Origin of the sequence: Achromobacter pestifer (genome assembly GCF_902859625.1) — a bacterium.
Classification (GTDB): Bacteria; Pseudomonadota; Gammaproteobacteria; order Burkholderiales; family Burkholderiaceae_B; genus Achromobacter; species Achromobacter pestifer.
Genome location: NZ_CADIJX010000013.1, coordinates 25,311 through 47,090, shown reverse-complemented (window position 1 = coordinate 47,090; position 21,780 = coordinate 25,311). Strand labels below are relative to the sequence as shown.

The 21,780-nt window shown below is 65.9% G+C and carries 19 protein-coding genes and 1 riboswitch; of the genes, 10 read left to right on the top strand and 9 right to left on the bottom strand.

Annotated features, from left to right (window positions below):
• Nucleotides 1–43 precede the first annotated feature (43 nt).
• Nucleotides 44–1,387: a cytochrome ubiquinol oxidase subunit I gene (locus tag HV753_RS28620; protein WP_175177948.1), complete on the top strand. Its 1,344-nt coding sequence runs from the start codon at nucleotides 44–46 to the stop codon at nucleotides 1,385–1,387.
• Nucleotides 1,384–2,439 (top strand): cytochrome d ubiquinol oxidase subunit II, encoded by a 1,056-nt coding sequence (locus HV753_RS28615; protein WP_175177947.1) that lies wholly within the window; start codon nucleotides 1,384–1,386, stop codon nucleotides 2,437–2,439. The genes HV753_RS28620 and HV753_RS28615 overlap by 4 nt, the downstream gene beginning before the upstream one ends.
• A 409-nt stretch (nucleotides 2,440–2,848) precedes the next feature.
• Here the strand turns inward: HV753_RS28615 and recQ are convergent, their stop codons facing one another.
• The gene (gene recQ / locus HV753_RS28610; protein WP_175177946.1) at nucleotides 2,849–4,678 is read right to left on the bottom strand and encodes a DNA helicase RecQ; all 1,830 of its coding nucleotides are present in this window, start codon (nucleotides 4,676–4,678) and stop codon (nucleotides 2,849–2,851) included.
• Between the two features lie 94 nt (nucleotides 4,679–4,772).
• The gene (locus tag HV753_RS28605) at nucleotides 4,773–6,098 is read right to left on the bottom strand and encodes a fimbrial protein (protein ID WP_246288417.1); all 1,326 of its coding nucleotides are present in this window, start codon (nucleotides 6,096–6,098) and stop codon (nucleotides 4,773–4,775) included.
• Between the two features lie 219 nt (nucleotides 6,099–6,317).
• On the opposite strand from HV753_RS28605, the gene HV753_RS28600 reads away from it, so the two are divergent.
• The 5 genes from HV753_RS28600 to HV753_RS28580 all read left to right on the top strand — a co-directional run bounded on the left by HV753_RS28600 (nucleotide 6,318) and on the right by HV753_RS28580 (nucleotide 11,862).
• Nucleotides 6,318–7,019 (top strand): response regulator, encoded by a 702-nt coding sequence (locus HV753_RS28600; protein ID WP_006226445.1) that lies wholly within the window; start codon nucleotides 6,318–6,320, stop codon nucleotides 7,017–7,019.
• Nucleotides 7,019–8,608 (top strand): sensor histidine kinase, encoded by a 1,590-nt coding sequence (locus tag HV753_RS28595; protein WP_175177945.1) that lies wholly within the window; start codon nucleotides 7,019–7,021, stop codon nucleotides 8,606–8,608. The genes HV753_RS28600 and HV753_RS28595 overlap by 1 nt, the downstream gene beginning before the upstream one ends.
• Nucleotides 8,609–8,718: 110 nt before the next feature.
• Nucleotides 8,719–9,792 carry a Holliday junction branch migration DNA helicase RuvB gene (gene ruvB / locus HV753_RS28590; protein ID WP_175177944.1) on the top strand — a complete coding sequence of 358 codons (1,074 nt, stop codon included), beginning with the start codon at nucleotides 8,719–8,721 and terminating at the stop codon, nucleotides 9,790–9,792.
• 80 nt (nucleotides 9,793–9,872) lie between these two features.
• A complete protein-coding gene (locus HV753_RS28585) occupies nucleotides 9,873–10,838 on the top strand; it encodes a threo-3-hydroxy-L-aspartate ammonia-lyase (protein ID WP_175177943.1) in 966 nt (321 codons plus the stop codon).
• A gap of 103 nt (nucleotides 10,839–10,941) precedes the next feature.
• Complete coding sequence (locus HV753_RS28580) at nucleotides 10,942–11,862, top strand: complex I NDUFA9 subunit family protein (protein WP_175177942.1); 921 nt, start codon at nucleotides 10,942–10,944, stop codon at nucleotides 11,860–11,862.
• Here the strand turns inward: HV753_RS28580 and ruvA are convergent.
• The 6 genes from ruvA to HV753_RS28550 all read right to left on the bottom strand — a co-directional run bounded on the left by ruvA (nucleotide 11,859) and on the right by HV753_RS28550 (nucleotide 17,337).
• Entirely contained in the window at nucleotides 11,859–12,431 is a 573-nt protein-coding gene (ruvA, locus tag HV753_RS28575) for a Holliday junction branch migration protein RuvA (protein WP_175177941.1), read from the bottom strand. The genes HV753_RS28580 and ruvA overlap by 4 nt on opposite strands.
• A 76-nt stretch (nucleotides 12,432–12,507) precedes the next feature.
• Nucleotides 12,508–13,056: a crossover junction endodeoxyribonuclease RuvC gene (ruvC, locus tag HV753_RS28570; protein ID WP_175177940.1), complete on the bottom strand. Its 549-nt coding sequence runs from the start codon at nucleotides 13,054–13,056 to the stop codon at nucleotides 12,508–12,510.
• A complete protein-coding gene (gene purH, locus HV753_RS28565) occupies nucleotides 13,056–14,645 on the bottom strand; it encodes a bifunctional phosphoribosylaminoimidazolecarboxamide formyltransferase/IMP cyclohydrolase (RefSeq protein WP_175177939.1) in 1,590 nt (529 codons plus the stop codon). Before purH ends, ruvC begins: the two co-directional genes overlap by 1 nt.
• Before the next feature lie 104 nt (nucleotides 14,646–14,749).
• Nucleotides 14,750–14,989 (bottom strand): helix-turn-helix domain-containing protein, encoded by a 240-nt coding sequence (locus HV753_RS28560; RefSeq protein ID WP_006217670.1) that lies wholly within the window; start codon nucleotides 14,987–14,989, stop codon nucleotides 14,750–14,752.
• Between the two features lie 36 nt (nucleotides 14,990–15,025).
• Nucleotides 15,026–16,051: a tRNA dihydrouridine synthase DusB gene (gene dusB, locus HV753_RS28555; RefSeq protein WP_175178021.1), complete on the bottom strand. Its 1,026-nt coding sequence runs from the start codon at nucleotides 16,049–16,051 to the stop codon at nucleotides 15,026–15,028.
• 116 nt (nucleotides 16,052–16,167) lie between these two features.
• The gene (locus HV753_RS28550; protein ID WP_175177938.1) at nucleotides 16,168–17,337 is read right to left on the bottom strand and encodes a UbiH/UbiF/VisC/COQ6 family ubiquinone biosynthesis hydroxylase; all 1,170 of its coding nucleotides are present in this window, start codon (nucleotides 17,335–17,337) and stop codon (nucleotides 16,168–16,170) included.
• 79 nt (nucleotides 17,338–17,416) lie between these two features.
• Between HV753_RS28550 and HV753_RS28545 the strand changes: the two genes are divergently transcribed.
• Nucleotides 17,417–17,881, top strand: coding sequence for a TM2 domain-containing protein (locus tag HV753_RS28545; RefSeq protein WP_175177937.1), 465 nt, complete (start codon nucleotides 17,417–17,419; stop codon nucleotides 17,879–17,881).
• A 5-nt stretch (nucleotides 17,882–17,886) separates the two neighbouring features.
• On the opposite strand, the gene HV753_RS28540 is transcribed toward HV753_RS28545, so the two are convergent.
• Nucleotides 17,887–19,230: an aminopeptidase P N-terminal domain-containing protein gene (locus HV753_RS28540; RefSeq protein WP_175177936.1), complete on the bottom strand. Its 1,344-nt coding sequence runs from the start codon at nucleotides 19,228–19,230 to the stop codon at nucleotides 17,887–17,889.
• A 134-nt stretch (nucleotides 19,231–19,364) separates the two neighbouring features.
• A riboswitch (yybP-ykoY riboswitch) is annotated at nucleotides 19,365–19,564 on the top strand.
• Between the two features lie 44 nt (nucleotides 19,565–19,608).
• Here HV753_RS28540 and HV753_RS28535 point away from each other — a divergent pair.
• Nucleotides 19,609–20,613: a sodium:calcium antiporter gene (locus HV753_RS28535; RefSeq protein WP_175177935.1), complete on the top strand. Its 1,005-nt coding sequence runs from the start codon at nucleotides 19,609–19,611 to the stop codon at nucleotides 20,611–20,613.
• Nucleotides 20,614–21,085: 472 nt separating this feature from the next.
• Complete coding sequence (locus HV753_RS28530; RefSeq protein ID WP_006226458.1) at nucleotides 21,086–21,421, top strand: hypothetical protein; 336 nt, start codon at nucleotides 21,086–21,088, stop codon at nucleotides 21,419–21,421.
• Nucleotides 21,422–21,780: the final 359 nt, after the last annotated feature.

The following is a 21,780-nucleotide window of genomic DNA, read 5'->3' as shown; positions in this document are numbered from 1 at the left end:
CTGCCCCCATAGTCTTGTAACTGGCTCTACACTACGGCCCATCATGGATATATCCACCCTTTCCCTGGCCCGTGCGCAGTTCGTGGCCAGCCTGAGCTTCCTGGCGCTGTTCCTGGCGATTTCCCTGGCGCTTGCTTGGGTCTTGCTGTTCTTCAAGGTGCGCGCCCGCTGGTCGGGCCATGGCGGCTGGACGGCTGCCTACCGCTTTTGGGTTCGCATTTTTGCCCTGGCTTTCGTGCTGACCCTGGCGGCCAGCGTGCCCGTGCTGATTCAGATCGGCAGCCTGTGGGCAGGCCTGATGGACAAGATCGGCAATGTGGCCGGCCCCTTGCTGGGCTACGGCATTTTGTCCGTCTTCATCTTGAAGTCGTGTTTCCTGGGCGTCATGCTGTTCGGCCAGCGCCGCGTGTCTGATGGCGCGCATACGCTGGCGGTGCTGATGGTGGCCGTGGGCCAACTGGTGGCGGTGTTCTGGGTGCTTGCCCTGCAATCGTGGATGCAGACGCCGGACGGCGCCATTTTGGTCGATGGCCGCTACCAGGTCTACGACTGGGTGGCGGTGGTGCTCAATCCCTCGGTGGGCTGGCGCATGGCCGTGGTCGGGGTGGGCGCGGCACTGGCTGCGTCGTTCCTGATGATGGGCGTGACCGCCTTGCAGGCCCTGCGTCGTCCGCTGGGCGATGGCGAACGCAATACGTTCAAGACCGGGCTGGTGATCGCCGTGGTGGCTGCCTTCATGCAGATACCGGTGGCCACGGGCGCCGGCCAGATGGTGGCCAAGCTGCAACCCGCCAAAGCCGCTGCCGCGGCAGGCTTCTGGGAAAGCGGCGCCGAACCCCAACTGGTGCTGTTCGGCTGGCCGGATGCGCGCGAGCACGTCAATGTGTTGGACGTGACCCTGCGCAATACCGGTGGCATATGGCTGCACCGCAATGCGGACGGTACCTACCAGGGACTGGATAAGTACTCCGGCATGCTGCCGCCAGTGGCGCTGACCTTCTGGTCGTTGCGGGTGGCGGCGGGGCTGGGCCTGTTGATGCTGGCAGTGGCCTGCGTGACGTTCCTGTGGACGTTCCGGCGCGGGCTGGACCCGTCGACCTTGCCTGTCTGGTGGCACCGCGTGCTGTGCGGCATGATGTTCTCGGGCGGCATCGCCGTCGTGGCGGGCTGGTGGGTGTCCATCATCGGCCTGCAACCGTTCGCCGTTAACGGCACCATCACGCAATCCGAAGTGCTGGGGCCGACCTCGGCCAGCACCATTCTGTATGGGCTGGTGGGCTACGGTCTGCTGTACGCGCTATTGCTGGCCGCATTCGCCGGCATGCTGTTCCATGCGGCGCGTTACGGCGTCGTGCCGGTGCGCAAACTGGGCGGAGGGTCGCCATGATCGCCATGCTTGCCGCTTCGCAGGGCTTGAGTCCCGAAGATCCTTCCTTCTGGATGCCTCTGGCCTTCATGGGGCTGTTGTTTGTGGTGATCGCCGCGGGCATGGTCCTGGATGGCTTTGATCTGGGCGTCGGCATCTTGCTGCAATTGGCGCCCGAGCACGAGCGCGGCCGCATGATGTCGCTCTTGAGCCCCTGGCGCGATGCCAATGAATTCTGGCTGTTGTTGGGCATGGGCCTGTTCGCGTCGGCGTTCCCGTTTGCGTGGGGCGCGGTGCTGGGCAAGCTCTACGGGCCGCTGACCTTCATGGTGCTGGGCGTGGTGCTGCGCAGTGTGTCGTTTGAGTTCCGCATCCGTGCGCGCAACGAAATGAAGCCGCGCTGGATCTTCGGCTTCTGGGCCGGTTCGATCATCACCGCGTTCGGCCAGGGGATGCTGCTGGGCCGGATCGCGACGGGGTATCAGTCCGACGCCGGCTATGGCTGGTTCGCGCTGTTCGTTGGCCTGTGCGCCGTGGCGGCTTATGTGCTGCTGGGGGCGTCATGGCTGGTCATGCGGGTGGACGGCGATCTTCAACGCCGTGCCGCCAACTGGGCACGCCACGCCATCCGCTGGACGGCGGTGGGCATGGTCTCGATCGCGGTCACGCTGGGGCTGGCCAATGCAGGCATCTTCTACAAGTGGAGCAACATTGCCCACCTGAGCCTGGCCGCCACCGTTTGGGTGATGATGCTGGCCGCATACGTCGCGGCCGAAATGCTGCTGGCGCGCTTGCCCGGCCGGGCAGACCGCTTCAGCTGGTTGCCGTTCGTGCTGTGCGTGGCGCTGTTCCTGCTGATGCTCAGCGGTCTGGCGTACAGCCTGTTCCCGTTCTTGATCCTTGACGACATGACCTTGTGGGACGGCGCGGGCGCGTTGGGTTCGATGCGCCTGGTCATGGCCGGGGCAGTCGTGGGAATTCCGGTGGTGCTGGTGTTCAACATCCTGGCGTACCGCTCGGTCTTCGGCAAGGAACGCCCGCCGGTTCCACTGCTGCCGCCCCCGTCTTACTGAAGGGGGCAGGGCCGCTGTCGGAAGCCATTGTTGCGCGGCGGCCTTGGCGGCTGGTGCGGACGTCGCTGCCGCGGCTTCGTAGGATGGGTGTAGCGCGAGACGGCGGCGGCAAGCATGCCGCACTCCATCGCGCGCAACCCATCAAGCAGCGGTGACTACACATCGGATTCGGCCACAGCTACACGGCCGACTCGGCCACAGCACGACGGATGTTTGATGGGTTGCGCGCGATGGATACTTGAATTCTTGTCTTGATCCTTGCGCGCTATACCCATCCTACAGATGGGTTGCGCGCGCTGGATACTTGAATTCTTATCCTGATCCGTGCGCGCTACACCCATCCTACAAGATGGGTTGCGCGCGCTGGATACTTGAATTCTTGTCCTGATCCTTGCGCGCTACACCCATCCTACAGAACCGGGCGGGCGACTCGTTGCAGGATCTCTTCGCCGTAGGCTTCGAGCTTGCGGGCGCCGACGCCGCTGATGTGGCTTAGCGCGTCCATGGACTCGGGCTGGGCAAGGGCGATTTCACGCAGGGTCGCATCGTGAAAGATCACATACGCTGGCACGCCATGGCTCTTGGCGACTTCGCCGCGCCAGGCGCGCAATGCCTCGAATACGGGTTGCAATTCGGTTGGCAGGTCGATGGCCGCGGCCTTGGGGCGGCCGTTGCTGGTCTTGCCTGAACGGGTCTTCTTTTCGGATTCACGGCGCAGCATCAGCTGGCGTTCGCCTTTAAGCACCGCGCGGCTGCCTTCGGTCAGCGCCAGCGTGCCAAATCCTTCGTTGTCCACCGTCAGCAGGCCTTGCGCCAGCAACTGGCGTAGCACGCCCCGCCAGGCGGTGTCGCTGAGGTCTTGGCCCACGCCGAAGACGCTTAGCGTTTCATGGCCGTGCTGCGTGGTGCGTTCGGTGACCTTGCCACGCAAGATGTCGATGATGTGGCCCGCGCCATAGCGTTGGCCGCGCTCTTTCATCAGGCGGTAGACGGCCGACAGCACTTTCTGCGCGGCGACCGTGCCATCCCAGGCCTGCGGGGGTTCCAGGCAGACGTCGCAATTGCCGCACGCCGTGATCTGCTGGCCGAAGTACGCCAGCAGGCGCACGCGGCGGCATTCCACGGTTTCGCACAGTCCCAGCATGGCGTCCAGCTGCTGGCCCAGCCGGCGGCGGTAGGACTCATCGCCGGGGGATTCGTCGATCATGCGGCGCTGTTGCACCACGTCTTGCAGGCCATAGGCCAGCCAGGCGGTGGCGGGCAGGCCGTCGCGGCCGGCACGGCCAGTTTCCTGGTAGTAGCCTTCGACGGATTTGGGTAGATCGATGTGGGCCACGAAGCGCACGTCGGGCTTGTCGATGCCCATGCCAAAAGCAATGGTGGCCACCATGACCACGCCGTCTTCACGCAGGAACCGGGACTGGTTGGCGGCGCGTACCTGCGGGCTGAGCCCGGCGTGGTAAGGCATGGCGTCGATGCCCTGATTGCACAGGAATTCGGCGGTTTCTTCCACGCGCGCCCGCGAGAGGCCATACACCACGCCGGATTCGCCATCGTGTTCGGTGCGGATCATTTCCAGCAGCTGCTTGCGCACCTCGTTCTTTTCGATGATGCGGTAGCGGATATTGGGACGGTCGAAGCTGGAGACGAAATGGCGGGCGTCGTCCAGGGACAGGCGCTGAGCGATTTCGGTGCGCGTGTCCGCCGTTGCCGTGGCCGTCAGGGCGATGCGCGGCACATCCGGCCAGCGCTCGTGCAGCATCGACAGGCCCAGGTATTCCGGGCGGAAATCGTGACCCCATTGGGACACGCAATGCGCTTCGTCGATGGCGAACAGCGCAATGCGGCCGCGTTCCAGCAATTGCAGGCAGCGGTCGGTCAGCAGGCGTTCGGGGGCGACGTACAGCAGGTCCAGTTCGCCGGCCAGGAACGCCTGTTCGACGTCGCGCGCCACGCGCCATTCCTGCGTGGAGTTCAGGAAGGCCGCACGCACGCCCAGCTCGGTCAGGGCGTCGACCTGGTCCTGCATCAGCGCGATCAGCGGCGACACGACGATGCCGGTGCCTTCGCGGACCAGCGAGGGAATCTGGTAACAGAGCGATTTCCCGCCGCCGGTGGGCATGAGGACCAGCGCGTCGCCGCCGTCGATCACCTGTTCGACAATGGCTTGCTGGTCGCCGCGGAAGGATTCGTAACCGAAAACGCGCTGCAATACGCCGAGGGCGCGCGCGTCAGACATGGGGGTAGGCCGGAAGCATCATGGCAGGGATTTTAAGCCGCAAATCCAGACCGCCCCCTTTTAGGCGGATATTTCCGTCCGTCTTGCGGTCCTGCTACCAGCTCAGCCAGGTGCCGCGCATGAAGGTGTCGACGGGCATGCTCAGGTTGGCTCGCCATTCGTAGTTGCCCGAGATGATGTCGCGGTCGGCGCCCACGGCCAGTTTCACCTTGGGGGCGACGAACATGCTGTGCGTCAGGCCCACCCGCTGCTCGGCCAGGGTGGAGCCTTCGTGCAGGCCGGAATACGTGCCGCTGAGCGTGCCCCAGCCCGTGATGGGCACGCCGGCCGACAGGGTATTGCGGATTTGTGGAGCAGAGGCGACCCCGCCGGAGTAGGTGGACAGGTCACCGAAGCCGGCACCGATCTGTTCGTTGGTGTAGCCCAGGTTCACGGCATCGGCCACGTCCACGCTGTAGCCGAACCGGTAGCGCCAGGCGTTGGACGCATCGAACGAGCTTTGGGTGGCGCCGGCCTGGAATGTGCCGTATTCCCCCGCCGCGTAAGTGGTCCCCATGCCGCGCGTGGTCAGCGACGGCGCGCTCTGCATCTGGCCTTCCAGGGTCAGGACAGGGGTCAGCCCATAACGCACGCTGCCGCTGCCGACGGATGCGCCGTAGTCCACGGCGCCCGAGCTGGCCGTGGGATCCATGCGGTTCAGCTTGCCCAGTGATGAGGAATAGCCAAAGCTGCCTGCGGGCACGGTGGAGGACGAGCCCGCCCAATTCGCGATCTGCAAGCCCCCCACGGGGGCGCTGCTGCCCCAGGCGGGCGCGTTGGCGTTGACATTGCCCACGGTGACCGACGGCCCCGCCGTGTTGCGGTAGACCCAGTTGCGGTCGCCGCCATAGCGCAGGCCGTCCTGGCCGCTCACCGAGGCGAACCAGGGACGGGACGGGCGGGACACGCCCGAAATCACGACGACCGGTACGCGGGGCAGGTCGCCTTCTTCCAGCGCGAATGTGTAGTCCGGCGTGCTTTCTTCCGCCGGGGCGGCCATTGATTCGCAGCCCAGGGGCGACGCCGCACCCGCGCCGGATAGCGAGGAGCCGGTGCCGGGGATCAGTTCCATGCCGCTGTCTTCGGCGCCTTGCACGCTGGTGTCCATGGCCGGTTCCGCGACTTGCAGATCGCAAGGCGACGGGTCCAGGGGGACGGCCCGCGCCTCAATGGAGGGGGCGGGGCGCACGGGAATGGGCTGTACTGGGGACAGAACGCCGATGCCGCGCGCCATCCGTACCGGCGCCGCCTGGGAGGGCGGCGCGGCAGAATTGGGGGACGCATTCAGGGTGTCGCCAAACGCGGCGGTCAGCGGGCAAGATAGGCCCGCCGTCAGCGCCGCGTGCAACAGCCGTCTGCGCCAGATTGCAGGGGCGACCATAGGAAACAGTGTAGAGAGAGGGGCTGGCCGGGTCTGTAAACGATTTTTAGTAAACCGCACGAGGGGCAAGGCCAACACGGGTATTTTAGGGCCAGTCCGCGTTGGGCCGGCGGTTTCCAGTAAACCACGGGAAAATAGGGCGTACATCGTGCAACAGGTGTATTTCAGTTGATTTCTTGCCTCTTGCAGCCGGACGCGCCGCGGCTCACTATGACATCCATGGACAATCCTCATACCAAGTTGCTGGTCGTCGACGACGATCCGGCATTGCGACAACTGCTTGCCGACTACCTGAACCGGCACGGCTACGACACGTTGCTGGCGCCGGACGCCACCGATTTGTCGTCGCGCATTACCCGTTACGCGCCCGATCTGCTCGTGCTGGACCGCATGTTGCCCGGTGGCGACGGCGCGGACGCCTGCCGCCGCCTGCGCGAGCAAGGAGAAGACATCCCCGTCATCCTGCTGACCGCCCGCGACGAAGCCGTGGACCGCATCATCGGCCTGGAAGCCGGTGCCGACGACTATGTGGGCAAGCCCTTCGACCCGCGCGAACTGCTGGCCCGCATCGAGGCCGTGCTGCGCCGCAAGCGTGGCCCGTCCGCGCTGACCAAGGACGCGCCCGTGACATTCGGCCCCTTCCTGTTTGACCCGTCATCGCGCCAACTGTCGCGCGAAGGCACGGTGGTCAAATTGACCGGGGGCGAAATCAATCTGCTGGAAGCCCTGGTGCGCAACGCGGGCAAGCCGCTGTCCCGCGAGCGTCTGCTGGCCTTGGCGCGCGACGATGACGCCGGTGAACGCAACGACCGCGCCATCGACATTGCGATCTTGCGCCTGCGCCGCGTCATTGAAGACGATCCCAAGCAGCCGCGCTGGATCCAGACCGTCTGGGGCATCGGCTACCGGTTTTCGCCCTGATGCGTTTGTCCCCCGGCTTTCTGGTGCCGCGTTCGCTGCGGGCACGCCTGATCCTGTTGATTCTGGGTTCGGTGCTGCTGACGCAGGCGGCCACGCTGGTCACGGTGTCGTACTTCCGGCACAAATTCATGGAAGACGTGGCCATTGGCTACATCGTCACCACGATCCGCACGCTGCGCGCCGCCGTATCCGAGGTGCCTGCCGAGGACCGCGCCGAATTCGTGCGCACCGCGTCGCAGAACCAATGGCGGCTGTGGTCGCGCGTGTTGCCGGCCGAAGCCAAGTTGCAACGCTTCAATGGCCGCCGTCCGCCGCCGCCGCCGCGCGCAGCCCCGCGGCCCCCACCGCCGCCGCCGCCAGAGTCCCGGGCGGACGACGCGCCCAGGCCGCCTCCGCCGCCTGAGGTGCGCGGCGACGACCACGACGGTGACGGTGAGCGCGGCGATGAACGCCGGGCCGACTCGCGCGATGCGGCGGACCACGCGCGTGCCCGCGAGGAACACATGCGCCGCTACAAGCCCGAGCCTGACGACATCCGCCGCGACCTGCGCGTGTTGGTGCAACAGCTGAACGAGCGCTTGAACGACGGCACCCGCGTGGCGCTGTCGCGTGGCCCGACCCCGGAAATCTTCATTTCGCTAGCTCCCAATTCCGCCAGCGAGGACGTGCCGCGCCTGCGCGAATGGCTGGTCATCCCGCTGGATCGCCTGGACCCGCCCGTGGCCACGCCCTTCATCGCGGCCTGGCTGGGCGGCCTGGGCCTGCTGCTGTTGCTGGCAGTGGGTTTCTCGTGGCACATCACACGGCCGATCACGCGGCTGGCGGATGCCGCCGACCGATTGGCCGCGGGACAACCGCAGCGTGTGGAACCCTCGGGGCCGCATGAAACCCGTGCGCTGGGTGTGCGCTTCAATGCCATGCTGGACGCGCTGGCCGAATCCGACTCGGTGCGCCGCACCTTGTTGTCCGGCCTGCCGCATGACCTGAAGGGGCCGTTGTCGCGGATGTGGCTGCGCATTGAGCTGGCTGACGATTCCAAGTTGAAGGAAGGCTTGCGTACCGATCTGCAAGACATGCAGCACATGGTCGATCAGTTCATCGGCTTTGTGCGCGGCACCGATCCGGCGGCATATCGCTACGCTCCCATCGTGCTGTCCGACTGGCTGACCGAGCGCGTTGGCGCCTGGGCGGGCGCTGGCACGGACATCCATCTGAATGCGGCCGACGACGAGACCCCAATGGTGGTGCAGGCCGATGCGGTGGCGCTGGGCCGCCTGCTGGATAACCTGATCGGCAATGCCCTGAACCATGGGGCGCCGCCGGTGGATGTCAGCCTGCGGCGGGAAGAGCGCCATGCGGTGCTGGATGTGGCCGACCATGGCACCGGCATCGTTCCTGAACGCCGCCAGGAGGCGCTGCGCCCGTTCAGCCGGCTGGACGACGCGCGCACGCGCACCGGCAGCGTGGGCCTGGGCCTGGCCTTGGCCGAGGCCATCGCCCGCGCCCATGGCGGTTCGCTGGAATTGCGCCAGGCCGAATCCGGCGGCTTGTGCGTGCGGGTGAAACTGCCGCTGTCCGAAACCGCCTAGGGGGTAGTGCCCTCGGCGGCTCCTCGGCGGCTCTGCCTAGGCGGCCCCACCTAGGCGGCCCCTCCATACGGTACGATGCATCCTGCTTCGTCCCTTGTCGTATCCGCACCATGGCCATCCAGTCCGATTCCCTTTCCTCCCGTCCCGACGCCCCTCGTATCGTGGCGCCGCAACCGGTGTCGCCCAACGAGGAATCGATCGAACGCGCCTTGCGGCCCAAGGCGCTGCAAGAATATGTTGGCCAGCAGCGTGCGCGCGAACAACTCGAAATCTTCATCGCGGCCGCCAGAAAGCGCGGCGAGGCACTGGACCACGTGCTGCTGTTTGGCCCGCCGGGCCTGGGCAAGACCACCTTGGCCCACATCATCGCGCATGAAATGGGCGTGCAATTGCGTCAGACGTCAGGCCCCGTGCTGGAGCGCCCGGGGGATCTGGCCGCGCTCTTGACCAATCTGGAAAAGAACGACGTCCTGTTCATCGATGAAATCCATCGCCTGTCGCCCGTGGTCGAGGAAATCCTCTATCCGGCCCTGGAAGATTTCCAGATCGACATCCTGATCGGCGAAGGCCCCGCCGCGCGCAGCGTGAAGCTGGACCTGCAACCGTTCACGCTGGTGGGCGCCACCACGCGAGCGGGCATGCTGACCAACCCGCTGCGCGATCGATTCGGCATCGTTTCGCGGCTGGAGTTCTACAACGCGACCGATCTGGGCCACATCGTGACGCGCAGCGCCGGCCTGCTCAACGCCGTGATCACGCCGGAAGGAGCCGCTGAGGTGGCACGCCGCGCCCGTGGCACGCCCCGGATCGCCAACCGCCTGCTGCGCCGCGTGCGTGATTACGCCGAGGTCAAGGCCAGCGGCACCATCGACGCGGACGTCGCCGGCCGCGCGCTGGCCATGCTGGAAGTGGACCCCCAGGGCCTGGACCTGATGGACCGCAAGCTGTTGGAAGCCATCATCCACAAATTCGACGGCGGGCCTGTCGGCGTGGACAGTCTGGCCGCCGCCATTGGCGAAGAGCGCGACACCATCGAAGACGTGATCGAGCCTTACCTGATCCAGCACGGCTACCTGCAACGCACCCCGCGCGGGCGCACCGCCACGCTGACGACCTGGCGCCATCTGGGCCTGACTCCGCCGTCGGGTGTCAGCACGGGCGGCGGCGATCTGTTCGGCAAGTAAGCGCGGGCGGCGCGCAAACCGCGCGACGGGTTTATGATCCGAGGGTTTCGACATTCTCGCGATCAAAGGACCGGATTTCCATGCTGCCCGAATTGCCTACCTATGATGATGTCGTGCGCGCCAGCGAGCGCTTGGCCGGCAACGCACACCGCACGCCCGTCTTGACCTCGGCCACGGCCGACGCGATCAGCGGCGCGTCGATTTTCTTCAAGTGTGAAAACTTCCAGCGCATGGGCGCTTTCAAGTTCCGCGGCGGCTACAACGCCATCGCGCGCCTGACGCCAGAGCAGCGCGCGGCCGGCGTGGTGACGTTCTCGTCGGGCAACCATGCGCAAGCCATCGCGCTGGCCTCCAAGCTGCAAGGCGTATCCGCCACGATCATCATGCCGCTGGACGCCCCGGCGGCCAAGCGCGCCGCCACGGAAGGCTATGGCGGCAAGATCGTCACATACGACCGCTACACCGAAGACCGTGAACAGATCGCGCAGCGCATCCACACGGAAACCGGCGCTACCCTGATTCCTCCCTACGATCACGAAGACGTCATCACGGGGCAGGGCACCGCGGCCAAGGAACTGTTCGAGGAAGTCGGCGAACTCGACTATTTGTTCGTTTGCCTGGGCGGCGGCGGCTTGCTGTCGGGCTCCGCCTTGTCCGCCGCCGCGCTCAGCCCGCGCTGCCTGGTCTACGGCGTCGAGCCAGAGGCCGGCAATGATGGCCAGCAGTCTTTGCGCAAGGGTGAAATCGTCCGAATTCCGGCCCCCAAGACGCTGGCCGATGGCGCCGCCACGACCCATCTGGGCAATCTGACCTTTCCGCTCATCCAGAAGTATGTGCGCGACATCGTCACGGTGACGGATGCCCAACTGGTCACGACCATGAAGTTCTTCGCCGAACGCATGAAGATGGTGGTGGAACCCACGGGCTGCCTGGGCGCGGCAGCGGTCATGCAGGAAGTGGTGCCGGTGCGTGGCGCGCGGGTCGGCGTCATCATCAGCGGCGGCAACGTCGACCTTCCGGCCTACGCTCGTTTGCTGGCCGCCTGATCCGCATCGGCAGTTCGCCTCGCGAACTGCCGATGCGTGCTTGCGGTTGCAGCCAGTGCAAGGCAGAATCGGGACTCGATCCTGACGAACAGGAGGCTGCGGCATGCGTATCCTTGTCATCGGCGGCACCGGTTTCATCGGCCGTCACCTGATTGCGCGGTTGTCCCGCGGCCTGCATCAGATCATCGTGCCCACCCGGCTTCTGGCACGCGGGTTCGACCTGCAAGTCTTTCCCACCGTCACCCTGGTGCAGACCGACATCCACGATGACGCCGCGCTGGACCAGCTTGTGCGCGGCTGCGATGCGGTCGTGAACCTGGTGGGCATCCTGCATGGCAACGCGGGCAAGCCTTACGGGTCGGACTTCGCGCGGGCGCACGTGCTATTGCCGCAGCGCATCGCGCAGGCTTGCCGACGCCAGGGCGTTCATCGTCTGCTGCACGTCAGTGCGTTGGGGGCGGATTCCCAGGGCGACAGCATGTACCAACGCTCCAAGGGCGACGGCGAGGCTGCCATCAAGCACGAATTCCAGGCGGCATCCACAGGCGGCTGGACGATTTTCCGTCCTTCGGTCTTATTCGGGCCGGACGACAAATTCACCAATATGTTCGCCACCTTGGCGCGCTGGCTGCCCGTGCTGCCGCTGGCAGGGGCGCATGTGCGGATGCAACCGGTCTACGTGGGTGACGTGGTGGTGGCGATGTCGACGGCCCTGGACGATACGCATACCTGTGGCAAGACCTACGAATTGGGTGGGCCGCAGGTCTATACGCTGGGTGAGATCGCGCGGTTGTGCGCCGCCTGGAGCGGCCATCCCCGGCCAGTGATCAGCATGCCCATGGGCGTGGGCCGCATTCAGGCCCGGCTGTTTGAATGCCTGCCGGGCAAGCCGCTGATGTCGCGCGACAACCTGGATTCCATGCGTCGCGACAATATCTGCGCGGGGCCGATGGCTCCGGAACTGCACGTGGTGCCGACGGGCCTGGAGGCCGTCGCGCCACGTTATTTGCAGGGTACGCCTTAGCGCACCAGCGCTTTCAGCGCCTGCTTGATGCCGTCGGACACGCCCACGCCTTCGGGCAGCGTCTTCAGCGCCGACAGCGATTCCTTCTCGGAGTAGCCCAGCGCCAGCAGCGCGTTCAGGATGTCGGACTGGTTGTCTGGCGTAGCGTGCGAGGCCGCGCCGATGTCAGCGCCCAGCTTGCCGCGCATTTCCAGCAGCAGGCGTTCGGCGGTTTTCTTGCCGATGCCGGGCACGCGCGTCAGGCGGCCCGATTCCTGCAAGGTGATGGCCTGGGCCAGATCCGCCACCGACAGGCCCGACAGCACCGACAACGCCGTGCGCGCGCCAATGCCGCTGACCTTGATCAGTTCGCGAAAGGCGCTGCGTTCGCCGGCCGACCCGAAGCCATACAGGATGTGCGCGTCTTCACGCACCGTCAGGTGTGTGTACAGCGTGACCCGCGCGCCGGTTTCCGGCAGGGAATACAGCGTACTCATGGGCACGTCGATGTCATAACCCAGACCGCCGACGTCCACGCAGATGGTGGGCGGCAGTTTTTCGATCAGGGTTCCGGTGATGCGTCCGATCATGGTGATGATGGCCTGGTAAGAATGGCGCGCGCGGAATGCGCGGCGGATGCGGGCATTCTATACGCGCGGGACGCGCTCAGCCGATCAGGCGGCCATTGCGGATGCGCGTCTTGCCGCTCATGCGCAGCGACGTCCCCAGGCGTTCCAGCTTGTCCTGCAAGGGGCCGACGTGGGCGTGGCAGATGGCGCAGGCCAGCGCGTCGGCCGAATCGGGGGCGGGCGTGCCGTCCAATGCCAGCAGGTGCTGCACCATCATCTGCACCTGTTCCTTGGCGGCGCGGCCGGTGCCGACCACGGCTTTCTTGATCTGCAAGGCGGTGTACTCATGCACTGCCAGCGAACTATCCGCCAGCGCGCACAACGCCGCGCCGCGGGCCTGGCCCAGCAGCAGCGTGGACGCCGGATTCGTGTTCATGAAGACGATTTCAAGCGCGGCGACGTCGGGTTGCGTGTCGCGCGCCACCTGGCGCAGATTGTCCAGGATGACTTTCAGGCGTTCGGCCAGCGTCAGCGCCGGCGGGACCACGATGGTCCCGCTGGCCACATAACGCAGCCGAGAGCCGTCGGCATCGATCACACCGAAGCCGGTGCGGCGCAGGCCGGGATCGATGCCAAGGACGCGCATCAGTGGCGGAAGTGACGGGTGCCGGTCAGCACCATGGCGATGCCATGCTCGTCGGCCGCCGCGATGACTTCATCGTCACGCATGCTGCCGCCGGGCTGGATCACGCAGGTCGCGCCTGCCGCCACCACCACGTCCAGGCCGTCGCGGAACGGGAAGAATGCGTCCGACGCCACCGCCGAGCCCTTCAGGGTCAGACCGGCGTTTTCCGCCTTGATCGACGCGATGCGAGCGGAGTCGATGCGGCTCATCTGGCCAGCGCCCACGCCCAGCGTCATGCCGCCACCCACGAACACGATGGCGTTGGACTTGACGTACTTGGCAACCTTCCAGGCGAAGGCCAGGTCGTTCATTTCCTGTTCGGTGGGCTGGCGCTTGCTGACCACTTTCAGCGCGTCACGCGGCACGTTGTAGGCGTCCGGGCTTTGCACCAGCCAGCCGCCGCCCACGCGCTTGATGTCGAAGGCGTTCTGGCCCGCGCCCATCGGCACTTCCAGTACGCGCACATTCTTCTTGGCCGCCAGGATGGCCAGCGCGGCGCCGTCATAGGCCGGGGCCAGCAGCACTTCCAGGAACTGGCCGCTGACGGCTTCGGCCGTGGCCGCGTCCACCGGACGGTTAAAGGCGATGATGCCGCCGAACGCGGACGTCGGGTCGGTCTTGAAGGCCTGCTGATAGGCGCCCAGCGTGTCCGCCGCCACGGCGACGCCGCAGGGGTTGGCATGCTTGACGATGACGCAGGCGGGCACGTCGAAGCTGCGCGCGCATTCCCACGCGGCATCCGCGTCGGCGATGTTGTTGTAGGACAGTTCCTTGCCCTGCAACTGGCGGTAGCTGCCCAGCAGGCCGGCCGGACGTTGCGTGTCCACATAGAAGGCGGCGGTCTGGTGCGGATTCTCGCCATAGCGCAGCGCTTGTTCCTGCTTGACTTGCAGGGTCAGCGTGCCGGGCCATTCGTTGCGCGCCGGGACCGCTTCCTGGGCCGGTTCGGCTTCGGTCAGGCTGGTCAGGTAGGCAGCGATGGCGCCGTCGTACGCGGCAGTGTGGGCGTAAACCTTCGACGCCAGCGCCAGGCGCAGGCCATAGGAGGTGCTGCCGTTCTTGTCCATTTCGGACAAGACGCGCGAATAGTCGACCGGGTCGATCACGACCGTCACGCCGCCGGCTTCCGTGCCGTGGTTCTTGGCGGCGGCGCGCAGCATGGCGGGGCCGCCGATGTCGATGTTCTCAACCGCGTCGGCGAACGTGCAGTCCGGCTTGGCAACGGTTTCACGGAACGGATACAGGTTGACCACCAGCATGTCGATGCGATCGATGCCCGCTGCCTTGATGGTGTCCATGTGCTCGGCGCTGTCGCGGCGGGCCAGCAGGCCGCCGTGAATCTTGGGGTGCAGCGTCTTGACGCGGCCATCCAGGATTTCCGGCGAACCCGTGTGGGCGGCCACTTCGGTGACGGACAGGCCGGCGTCGGCCAGCAGACGGGCGGTGCCGCCGGTCGACAGCAGACGCACGCCACGCGCAGCCAGGGCGCGGGCAAATTCAACGATGCCGGTCTTGTCGGACACCGAAAGCAGGGCGGTTTCGATTTTCATGGTGGGGACGGGAGTCGGGCGCGGTGCCTTTCTCGTTCAGGTCGGGATGGGAAATCGGAGGAGGGGGCGGACGGCGCCCGGCAGGGGCCGTCCGCTCGGAGAAGCTATACCTGGATATTGTGCGCCAGCAATTTCTTGCGCAGGGTGTTGCGGGTGATGCCCAGCATTTCGGATGCCCGCGACTGGTTGCCGCCTGACCGCTCCAGCGCTACTTCAAGCACCGGGCGCTCCACACAGCGCATCACCATGTCCCACATATCGTGGGGCTCGGATTCACCCAAGTCTTCGAAATAGCGCTCCAGGCTGGCGCGCACGCATTCTTCCAGGACATCTTTCTTGCTCATTTGAGTACAGATATTTTTATGTTGGTGTTGAGGCGGTTATGCCGCCAGCAGGGCTTCTGCGACCGGCGCCGGGTGGGGCTCGCCGTCGCGCGAGATGATGTCGAACCAATCAGACACCGCCCGCCACTGGTCGCGGGTGTTGTCGATCAGGTTCATGCGGGCACAGAACGAATCCGCGCCCGGCAGGCCGTCCAGATACCAGCCGATATGCTTGCGCGCCGTGCGTACGCCGGTGTGCTCGCCATAGAACCGATAGTGGTCGTCGAGATGTTCGAGCAGCAGCTCGCGCATTTCCCCATAGGAGGGAGGGGCCAGTGTTTCGCCCGTGCGCAGGTAGTGGTCGATTTCGCGGAAAATCCAGGGACGGCCCTGGGCCGCCCGGCCAATCATGACCGCGTCGGCGCCAGTGTAATCCAGGACGTGCCTGGCTTTTTCAGGCGAGTCGATATCCCCGTTTGCGATCACGGGAATCGTGAGCTCTGCCTTGACGGCGCGGATAGTGTCATATTCCGCCTCGCCCGTATAGAGGTCGGCGCGTGTGCGGCCATGCAGGGTCAGGGCGGCGATACCGGCATTTTCGGCCAGTTTCGCCACGCGCAGCGCGTTGCGGCTGTCGCGGTCCCAGCCCGTGCGGGTCTTCAGCGTGACCGGCACGCCTAGCGGCGCGCAGGCCGATACAACGGCGTCCAGGATGCGGGCGATCACGTCTTCATGGCGCAGCAGCGCCGAGCCGGACGCCACGTTGCAGACCTTTTTCACCGGGCATCCCATGTTGATGTCGATGATCCGGGCGCCCTTGCCGGCGTTGAAGACCGCCGCTTCGGCCATCATGGCGGGATCGGCGCCGGCAATCTGCACGGAAATGGGGGCAATCTCGCCATCGTGGTTCAGGCGGCGCGACGTCTTGACGCTATCCCATAGCTTGGGGTTGCTGGCGGCCATTTCCGACACGGCATAGCCCGCCCCCAACTTCTTGCAAAGTTGTCGGAACGGACGATCCGTCACGCCCGCCATGGGCGCGACAAGAACGTTGTTGGGAAGGGTCCATTGGCCTATGCGCATGGTCACATTTTAACCGGCTCGATCGAACCCCCATTTTCTACCGGCAACAGCTTGGTAACAAATGGGGGCGAAAGCAGACGATTCCGTACCCCGGCAGGGGCAGGATCGCGGCGGAATCAGGCGCGGAAACCTTGCAGCAGATGTTGAGCCAGCGGTGCGCGCAGCGGAGACGCCAGATCCATGCCCAGCAAGGCCAGGCCGCAGGCGTGTTCCACCGGCGCCAGGCCAGTGGAGAACACGCGGGGCATCAGGTCCGTCAGGCCGGCCGTGATGACGCGGTCAATCTGGCGAGCCCGGGCGAATTCGGCCAGCAAGGCCGTCGGACTGGCCTCGGGGCGGGCCAGCCAGCCGGCCAGCGTCTGGGCCAGTCTTGCCGCGTCACGCAGTCCCAGGTTCAAGCCCTGGCCCGCGACGGGGTGCAGCGTCTGGGCGGCATTGCCGATGGCGGCAACGCGCCCTTGCACCTGCGCCCGGCGGGCGGCCAGGGCCAGCGGAAAGACGTGGCGGGGGGCTTGGCTGGACAATCGGCCCAGGCGGTCGCCGAAGGCGAGGGACAGTGCGTTCGAGAAGGCGGCGTTGTCCAGCGCGGCCAGCTCGGTGGCACGATCCGGGGCGCTGCACCACACCACCGAGTAGGCGTCTGGCGTCTGGGGGTGGGGCAGCAGGGCCAGCGGCCCTTCGGCGGTAAAGCGTTCCCAGGCCCAGCCACGGCGGGGCAGGGTGGCATGCGCGGTGGTCAGCACGGCGTGCTGGCCGTAGTCGCGGCGCAGATCGGTCGCGCCCGCGCCGTCGGACTGCACGGCGACCTGGCACAGCAGCGTCTTGTCGCCCTGAATGATGCGCACGCCATCGGCGTCCTGGTGGTCCACCTGCGCGGAGGGGCCGGACAGGACGGTGACGCCACAGGCGGCCACGCACTCGTCCAGCTTGGCGTGCAACCCCGAATAGGCGACCACGCTGCCCAGCTGCGGCACACCGAAGTCGGTGTTCTGGATCACGGTGCGGCCCAGCCGTCCGCGCTGCGATACGTGGATGTTGCGGATGTCGGCCGACCGATCCGGCCAGGCATGCAGTGATTCCAGCAGCACGCGGCTGCCGTGGTTCATGGCCAGCACACGCGGGTCGGCGGCAGGCACGGCGGCAGCGGGCGTGGTTGGCGCCGGGGCGGCACCCGCCAGCAAGGCGATGCGTGCCGGATCCGGTGCCACACGCGCCAACATCAGGGCCAGCACGCGGCCCACGGGGCCGGCGCCAAGAATCGCAATGTCGAAGGCAGATGCAGTCATGTCCGGATTTTAACCGTCCACTACAATCCGGGACAGCCGGCGCGGCGGGTCGCGCGGCCCACCCTTCCGGTTGATTGATATGACGCAGGTTCAGGTTTCCCCTTCGCTGTCCGCCGTATCCGCCCGCCGCCCGCGCGGCAAAGTCGCCGTGGGGCTGTTGGCCTGCCTGTTCGGCTGGCTGGGCGCCCATTGGTGGTACCTGGGACGCCGGCACGCCTGGTTGGTGACCACGCTATCGCTGGTGTGCCTGTTTTGCGCGTTCCGCTTCTATCCCGTCTGGTACGACAACCCCGCGTTTTTCCTGGTCTTCATTCCGATGATCGACGGGTTCATTGAAAGTGCGGTGTTCTCGCTGATGTCGGACGAGAAATTCGATCGTCTGTACAACGATGGCCTGGGCCGCCCCTCGGCCACGGGCTGGGGGCCGGTGCTGGTGGCCATCCTGGCCTGTCTGGTGGGTTCCGTCGTCTCGATGTTCGCCATCGCCATGGTCGTGGTGTACGTCTGGGTGGCGATGGGCTGGCTGGACGGGCTGGTGCTCTAGCCGGACTACTCGCGCATCAGTGCTTCGATCTCACTGGCCTGCACCGGCACGCCGCGCGTGATCAGTTCACAGCCTTCGTCCGTGACCAGCGCGTCGTCCTCGATACGAATGCCGATGTTCCAGTAGCTTTCCGGCACATCGTCCGCCGGGCGTACATAGATGCCCGGTTCTATCGTCAACATCATTCCCCGTTCCAGCTTGCGCCACGCCCGGTCGGCGCCCTGGGCAGGGCCAGGCTGCCGGTAATCGCCCACGTCATGGACGTCCAGGCCCAGCCAGTGGCCGGTGCGGTGCATGTAGAAGCGGCTGTAGTCGCCAGATTCCAGCACGCCGTCCAACGTGCCCTTCAACAGTTTCAAGTCCAGCATGCCTTGCGCCAGCACGCGCAGCGCGGCTTCGTGGCCATCGTTGAAGCTGCATCCGGGGGCGGTGGCTTGGGCAGCGGCTTCCTGCGCCGCCAAGGTCAGGTCGTACAGCGCGCGTTGCGGGCCGCTGTAGCGGCCATTCACGGGAAACGTCCGGGTAATGTCGCTGGCATAGCTGTCGACCTCGCAGCCCGCGTCGATCAGCACCAGGTCGCCGTCGCGCAGCACGGCTTCGCCCGCAGGGTAGTGCAGCACGCAGGCGTTGGCCCCCGTGGCCACGATGCTGTTGTAGGCAACGCTTTGCGCGCCGTGACGGCGGAATTCATACAGCAGCTCGGCCTCCAGTTCGTATTCGTGCATGCCGGCGCGGGCGACGCGCATGGCGCGCGCATGCGCGCCGGCGGAGATTTTCGCCGCGCGCCGCATCGCGGCGATTTCGGTGGGGTCTTTGATCAGTCGCATGTCCGCCAACAGCGGACGGATGTCCTGCTGGCGCGAAGGCGGCGCATGGCCGGCGCGGCTGGCGTCGCGGGCCGTGGCCAGCCAGCGGTGCAGGCGGCCGTCGGTGCGCTTGTCGCCCGCCAACGGGGCGTAAAGGGTCGGGTGGTCCAGCATCAGCGTGGGCACCAGTTCGTCCAGCGCGTCGAGCGCGTGGGCATCATCGAAACCGAAATACTCTGCTGCCGCCTCGGGGCCAAAGCGCTTGCCTTCCCAGATTTCGTGTTCAACGTGACGGGGGCGGCAAAACAGCACGGCGCGATCGGTCGCGCCCGCGATCAGCACCAACCACGCGCCCGGCTCGGTAAAGCCGGTGAGATAAAAGAAATCACTGTCGTGGCGGTAGGGATATTCGGCGTCCCGGTTGCGGATCGCCTCGGGCGCGGTGGGCACGATGGCGATGCCGCCGCCGTCGGCGCGCATCCGTTCCATCAGGCGTTGGCGCCGGGCGGCAAAGGGGGCGATGTCGTCGGGAGGCAGGCTCATGGTGGACAGGGGCGCGAACCCCGCGAAAGGTGTGGATGCGGCCTACTTTACCCCGCTATCGCGCAGAAACAACAGCAGGCGCGATCCTGCGGCGCTCGCATGGGATTCACTGGACGGTCATGTTTGCGCTGCTACAATCGCGGCTCTGTCATTGGGGAGTAGCCATCCTTTGTCCCCAAAGGAGTTAGCGTCAACAGACTTGGTGGTTCAGGGCCGCGTAGCGGTTGCTAGAACTCCATGGCGCTAACGGTTTCCATGCAAGCGGCCTGCCCGCCGCATGGATCAGCCAGGCGAGACCTTTGGCCGCGTTGCGTTCACCCTGGCCGGGCGAGCCGCAGCGTCGCGCCAATTGGTTTCTGCTCGTCCGGCTGCGTTCATATGTTGCTCACCCTGTTTCTGTTTTTCCTGTCCGCGGCAGTGATTTATTTCGCCTGCGAATTCTTCGTCAACGGCGTTGAATGGGTCGGACACCGCTTCCATCTGGGCGCTACCGCCACCGGCACCGTACTGGCTGCATTCGGCACGGCCTTGCCGGAAAGCGCGGTCACCTTCATGGCCGTCGTGTTCGGCGAAACCCCTGAACAGAAAGATATTGGCGTCGGCGCGGCCATGGGTGGCCCCTTGGTGCTGGCGACTCTGGCGTACGCCGTGGTTGGGTTTGCGCTGTGGCGCGCGCGCCGGGGCCAGTCCACGCAAGCCAACTGTATCAACGCGGACCAGCGCCGGTTGGCCCGCGACCAGGCCTGGTTCATGGGCATCTTCATTTTCAAGGTGGGCTTGGGGTTGTTGGCCTTTGCATGGAAGCCGTGGCTGGGCATCCTGTTCCTGGCCACATACGGGCTGTACATCAAGCGCGAACTGAGCCATGACGAGGAACGCGCCGACGTCGAGGACCTGGAGCCGCTGAAGCTGCGCCCTCGGGACGAAGAGCCCTCGATGTTCTGGGCCGCCACGCAGACGATCCTGGCGCTGGTGGTCATCGCCGGCGCTTCACACGTATTCGTGAACCAGATTGAAGTGCTTGGCGTGGCCATGGGCGCGTCACCGCACGTGGCCGCGTTGCTGCTGGCTCCGGTGGCCACGGAACTGCCCGAAATCATGAACGCGCTGATCTGGGTGCGCCAGGGCAAGGAACGCCTGGCACTGGCCAACATCTCGGGCGCGATGATGATCCAGGCCACCATCCCCAGCGCGCTGGGCATCTTCATGACGCCGTGGCTGCTGGATGCGCCCTTGTTGGCCGCGGGTCTGTTCACGATGCTGTCGATCGGCCTGCTGTGGCTGCGCTTTCGCCGATCGGTCATGAGCGTGCCGGCCTTGTCGGCGGTAGGCGGCTTCTACGCGCTGTTCGCGGCATATCTGGGCTGGCACTTTTACGCCTGACCCGGGGTCTGGCAGGAGCGGCGGCGCAAGACCTGTGCGGGTTGCATGGCTCTGCGCCGCTTTTGCATTCTTTTTGTCTGTTGTTTATGCGTTTTAGGCGGCATAAACCTTGTCCATCAGTGGAAACCCGCGTAAAATCCGCCTGTTATCCATCTCAGGAGCAGTCTTCGTGAATACCGATTCCGGCGAAAGTAGTCGATCTTGCATCGACCTCGCTGTCTGACAGGAAACACGCAGAGCTCCATCTGCCGCATCCTGTCATACAGGTTGCGGCGTATCCCAAGCCCCGGGTCCACACCCAGGCAATAGTGCAGGCCTTCGGCTTGCCGGGAATCTCCCCAACATTACCGCCAGAACCGCCGCTTGCCGCAGCGCCAGCGTTCGTGCACGTCTTGTGCCCGTACGTCATGCGCGGCGCAGGTGCGCGCGCGTACTCGTGATCACGCTCCCCATTCTTGCAATGGAGGTCGTTATGCGTTTCTTCGACTTGTTCCTACGCCGCGCTGGCGTGGACCGTGCCACCGCCTTGGGCCGCCGTCGCGGCACGTCGCGTTTGACGGTTATCTGTCCGCGCGACGAACTGGGCGCCTTGCGCAAGCAGATCTGCCTGGACTTCAGCGCCGCCGGCCTGGATGTCTCGCAAGTGCAGATCGACCAGGGCCAGGACCCGAGCATGGCGTCGGCGTGCATTACCGTCAATTGCCCCCCGGAACTGCGGGCGGAACTGATGTCGCAAGCCCGCCGCCTGAGCGCCAATCCCGCCGTGCGCCACGTGCATTTCGGCGCGCAAGCCGCCGCGATGGCCTGACGCCAGCGTCATTTTCCACAGGAGAGATCATGCCTAGTGCCTTAGACCCCGAGCCTCGATCGCGCCACGTGCATGGCGCCGGCATGCCTGTCTGACCTGTCCTCTCCCTGCGAGCCGACCGGCCGGACAGTCATTCCGGTTCTGACGGACTCCGCAGCAATGAATCCCCGGCCTGGCCTTGAAATGCCGACGGCGCCGGTTTCGATTCCCTAGCTAGCTCCCTTTCCGTTTTCCGCACCCGGCGCGACTTCGACGCGATCCGGACACCGGCAACATTGCCCCGGTGCTTGCGCACGCCTGTACGCGGCGGATTGACGGCTTTCCCGCGAAAGCCGCGGCCCTCTGCTGCCCGCGCGCAG

Bases quoted from the DNA above. Each gene is read 5' to 3' on its own strand.
- HV753_RS28530 (WP_006226458.1), top strand. From the start codon at position 21,086: ATGCGTTTCTTCGACTTGTTCCTACGCCGCGCTGGCGTGGACCGTGCC.
- ruvB (WP_175177944.1), top strand. From the start codon at position 8,719: ATGGCCATCCAGTCCGATTCCCTTTCCTCCCGTCCCGACGCCCCTCGT.
- HV753_RS28620 (WP_175177948.1), top strand. From the start codon at position 44: ATGGATATATCCACCCTTTCCCTGGCCCGTGCGCAGTTCGTGGCCAGC.
- HV753_RS28535 (WP_175177935.1), top strand. From the start codon at position 19,609: ATGTTGCTCACCCTGTTTCTGTTTTTCCTGTCCGCGGCAGTGATTTAT.
- HV753_RS28600 (WP_006226445.1), top strand. From the start codon at position 6,318: ATGGACAATCCTCATACCAAGTTGCTGGTCGTCGACGACGATCCGGCA.
- purH (WP_175177939.1), bottom strand. From the start codon at position 14,645: ATGAAAATCGAAACCGCCCTGCTTTCGGTGTCCGACAAGACCGGCATC.
- HV753_RS28550 (WP_175177938.1), bottom strand. From the start codon at position 17,337: ATGACTGCATCTGCCTTCGACATTGCGATTCTTGGCGCCGGCCCCGTG.
- HV753_RS28545 (WP_175177937.1), top strand. From the start codon at position 17,417: ATGACGCAGGTTCAGGTTTCCCCTTCGCTGTCCGCCGTATCCGCCCGC.
- HV753_RS28540 (WP_175177936.1), bottom strand. From the start codon at position 19,230: ATGAGCCTGCCTCCCGACGACATCGCCCCCTTTGCCGCCCGGCGCCAA.
- recQ (WP_175177946.1), bottom strand. From the start codon at position 4,678: ATGTCTGACGCGCGCGCCCTCGGCGTATTGCAGCGCGTTTTCGGTTAC.
- ruvC (WP_175177940.1), bottom strand. From the start codon at position 13,056: ATGCGCGTCCTTGGCATCGATCCCGGCCTGCGCCGCACCGGCTTCGGT.
- HV753_RS28595 (WP_175177945.1), top strand. From the start codon at position 7,019: ATGCGTTTGTCCCCCGGCTTTCTGGTGCCGCGTTCGCTGCGGGCACGC.
- HV753_RS28585 (WP_175177943.1), top strand. From the start codon at position 9,873: ATGCTGCCCGAATTGCCTACCTATGATGATGTCGTGCGCGCCAGCGAG.
- HV753_RS28560 (WP_006217670.1), bottom strand. From the start codon at position 14,989: ATGAGCAAGAAAGATGTCCTGGAAGAATGCGTGCGCGCCAGCCTGGAG.
- ruvA (WP_175177941.1), bottom strand. From the start codon at position 12,431: ATGATCGGACGCATCACCGGAACCCTGATCGAAAAACTGCCGCCCACC.
- HV753_RS28615 (WP_175177947.1), top strand. From the start codon at position 1,384: ATGATCGCCATGCTTGCCGCTTCGCAGGGCTTGAGTCCCGAAGATCCT.
- HV753_RS28580 (WP_175177942.1), top strand. From the start codon at position 10,942: ATGCGTATCCTTGTCATCGGCGGCACCGGTTTCATCGGCCGTCACCTG.
- dusB (WP_175178021.1), bottom strand. From the start codon at position 16,051: ATGCGCATAGGCCAATGGACCCTTCCCAACAACGTTCTTGTCGCGCCC.
- HV753_RS28605 (WP_246288417.1), bottom strand. From the start codon at position 6,098: ATGGTCGCCCCTGCAATCTGGCGCAGACGGCTGTTGCACGCGGCGCTG.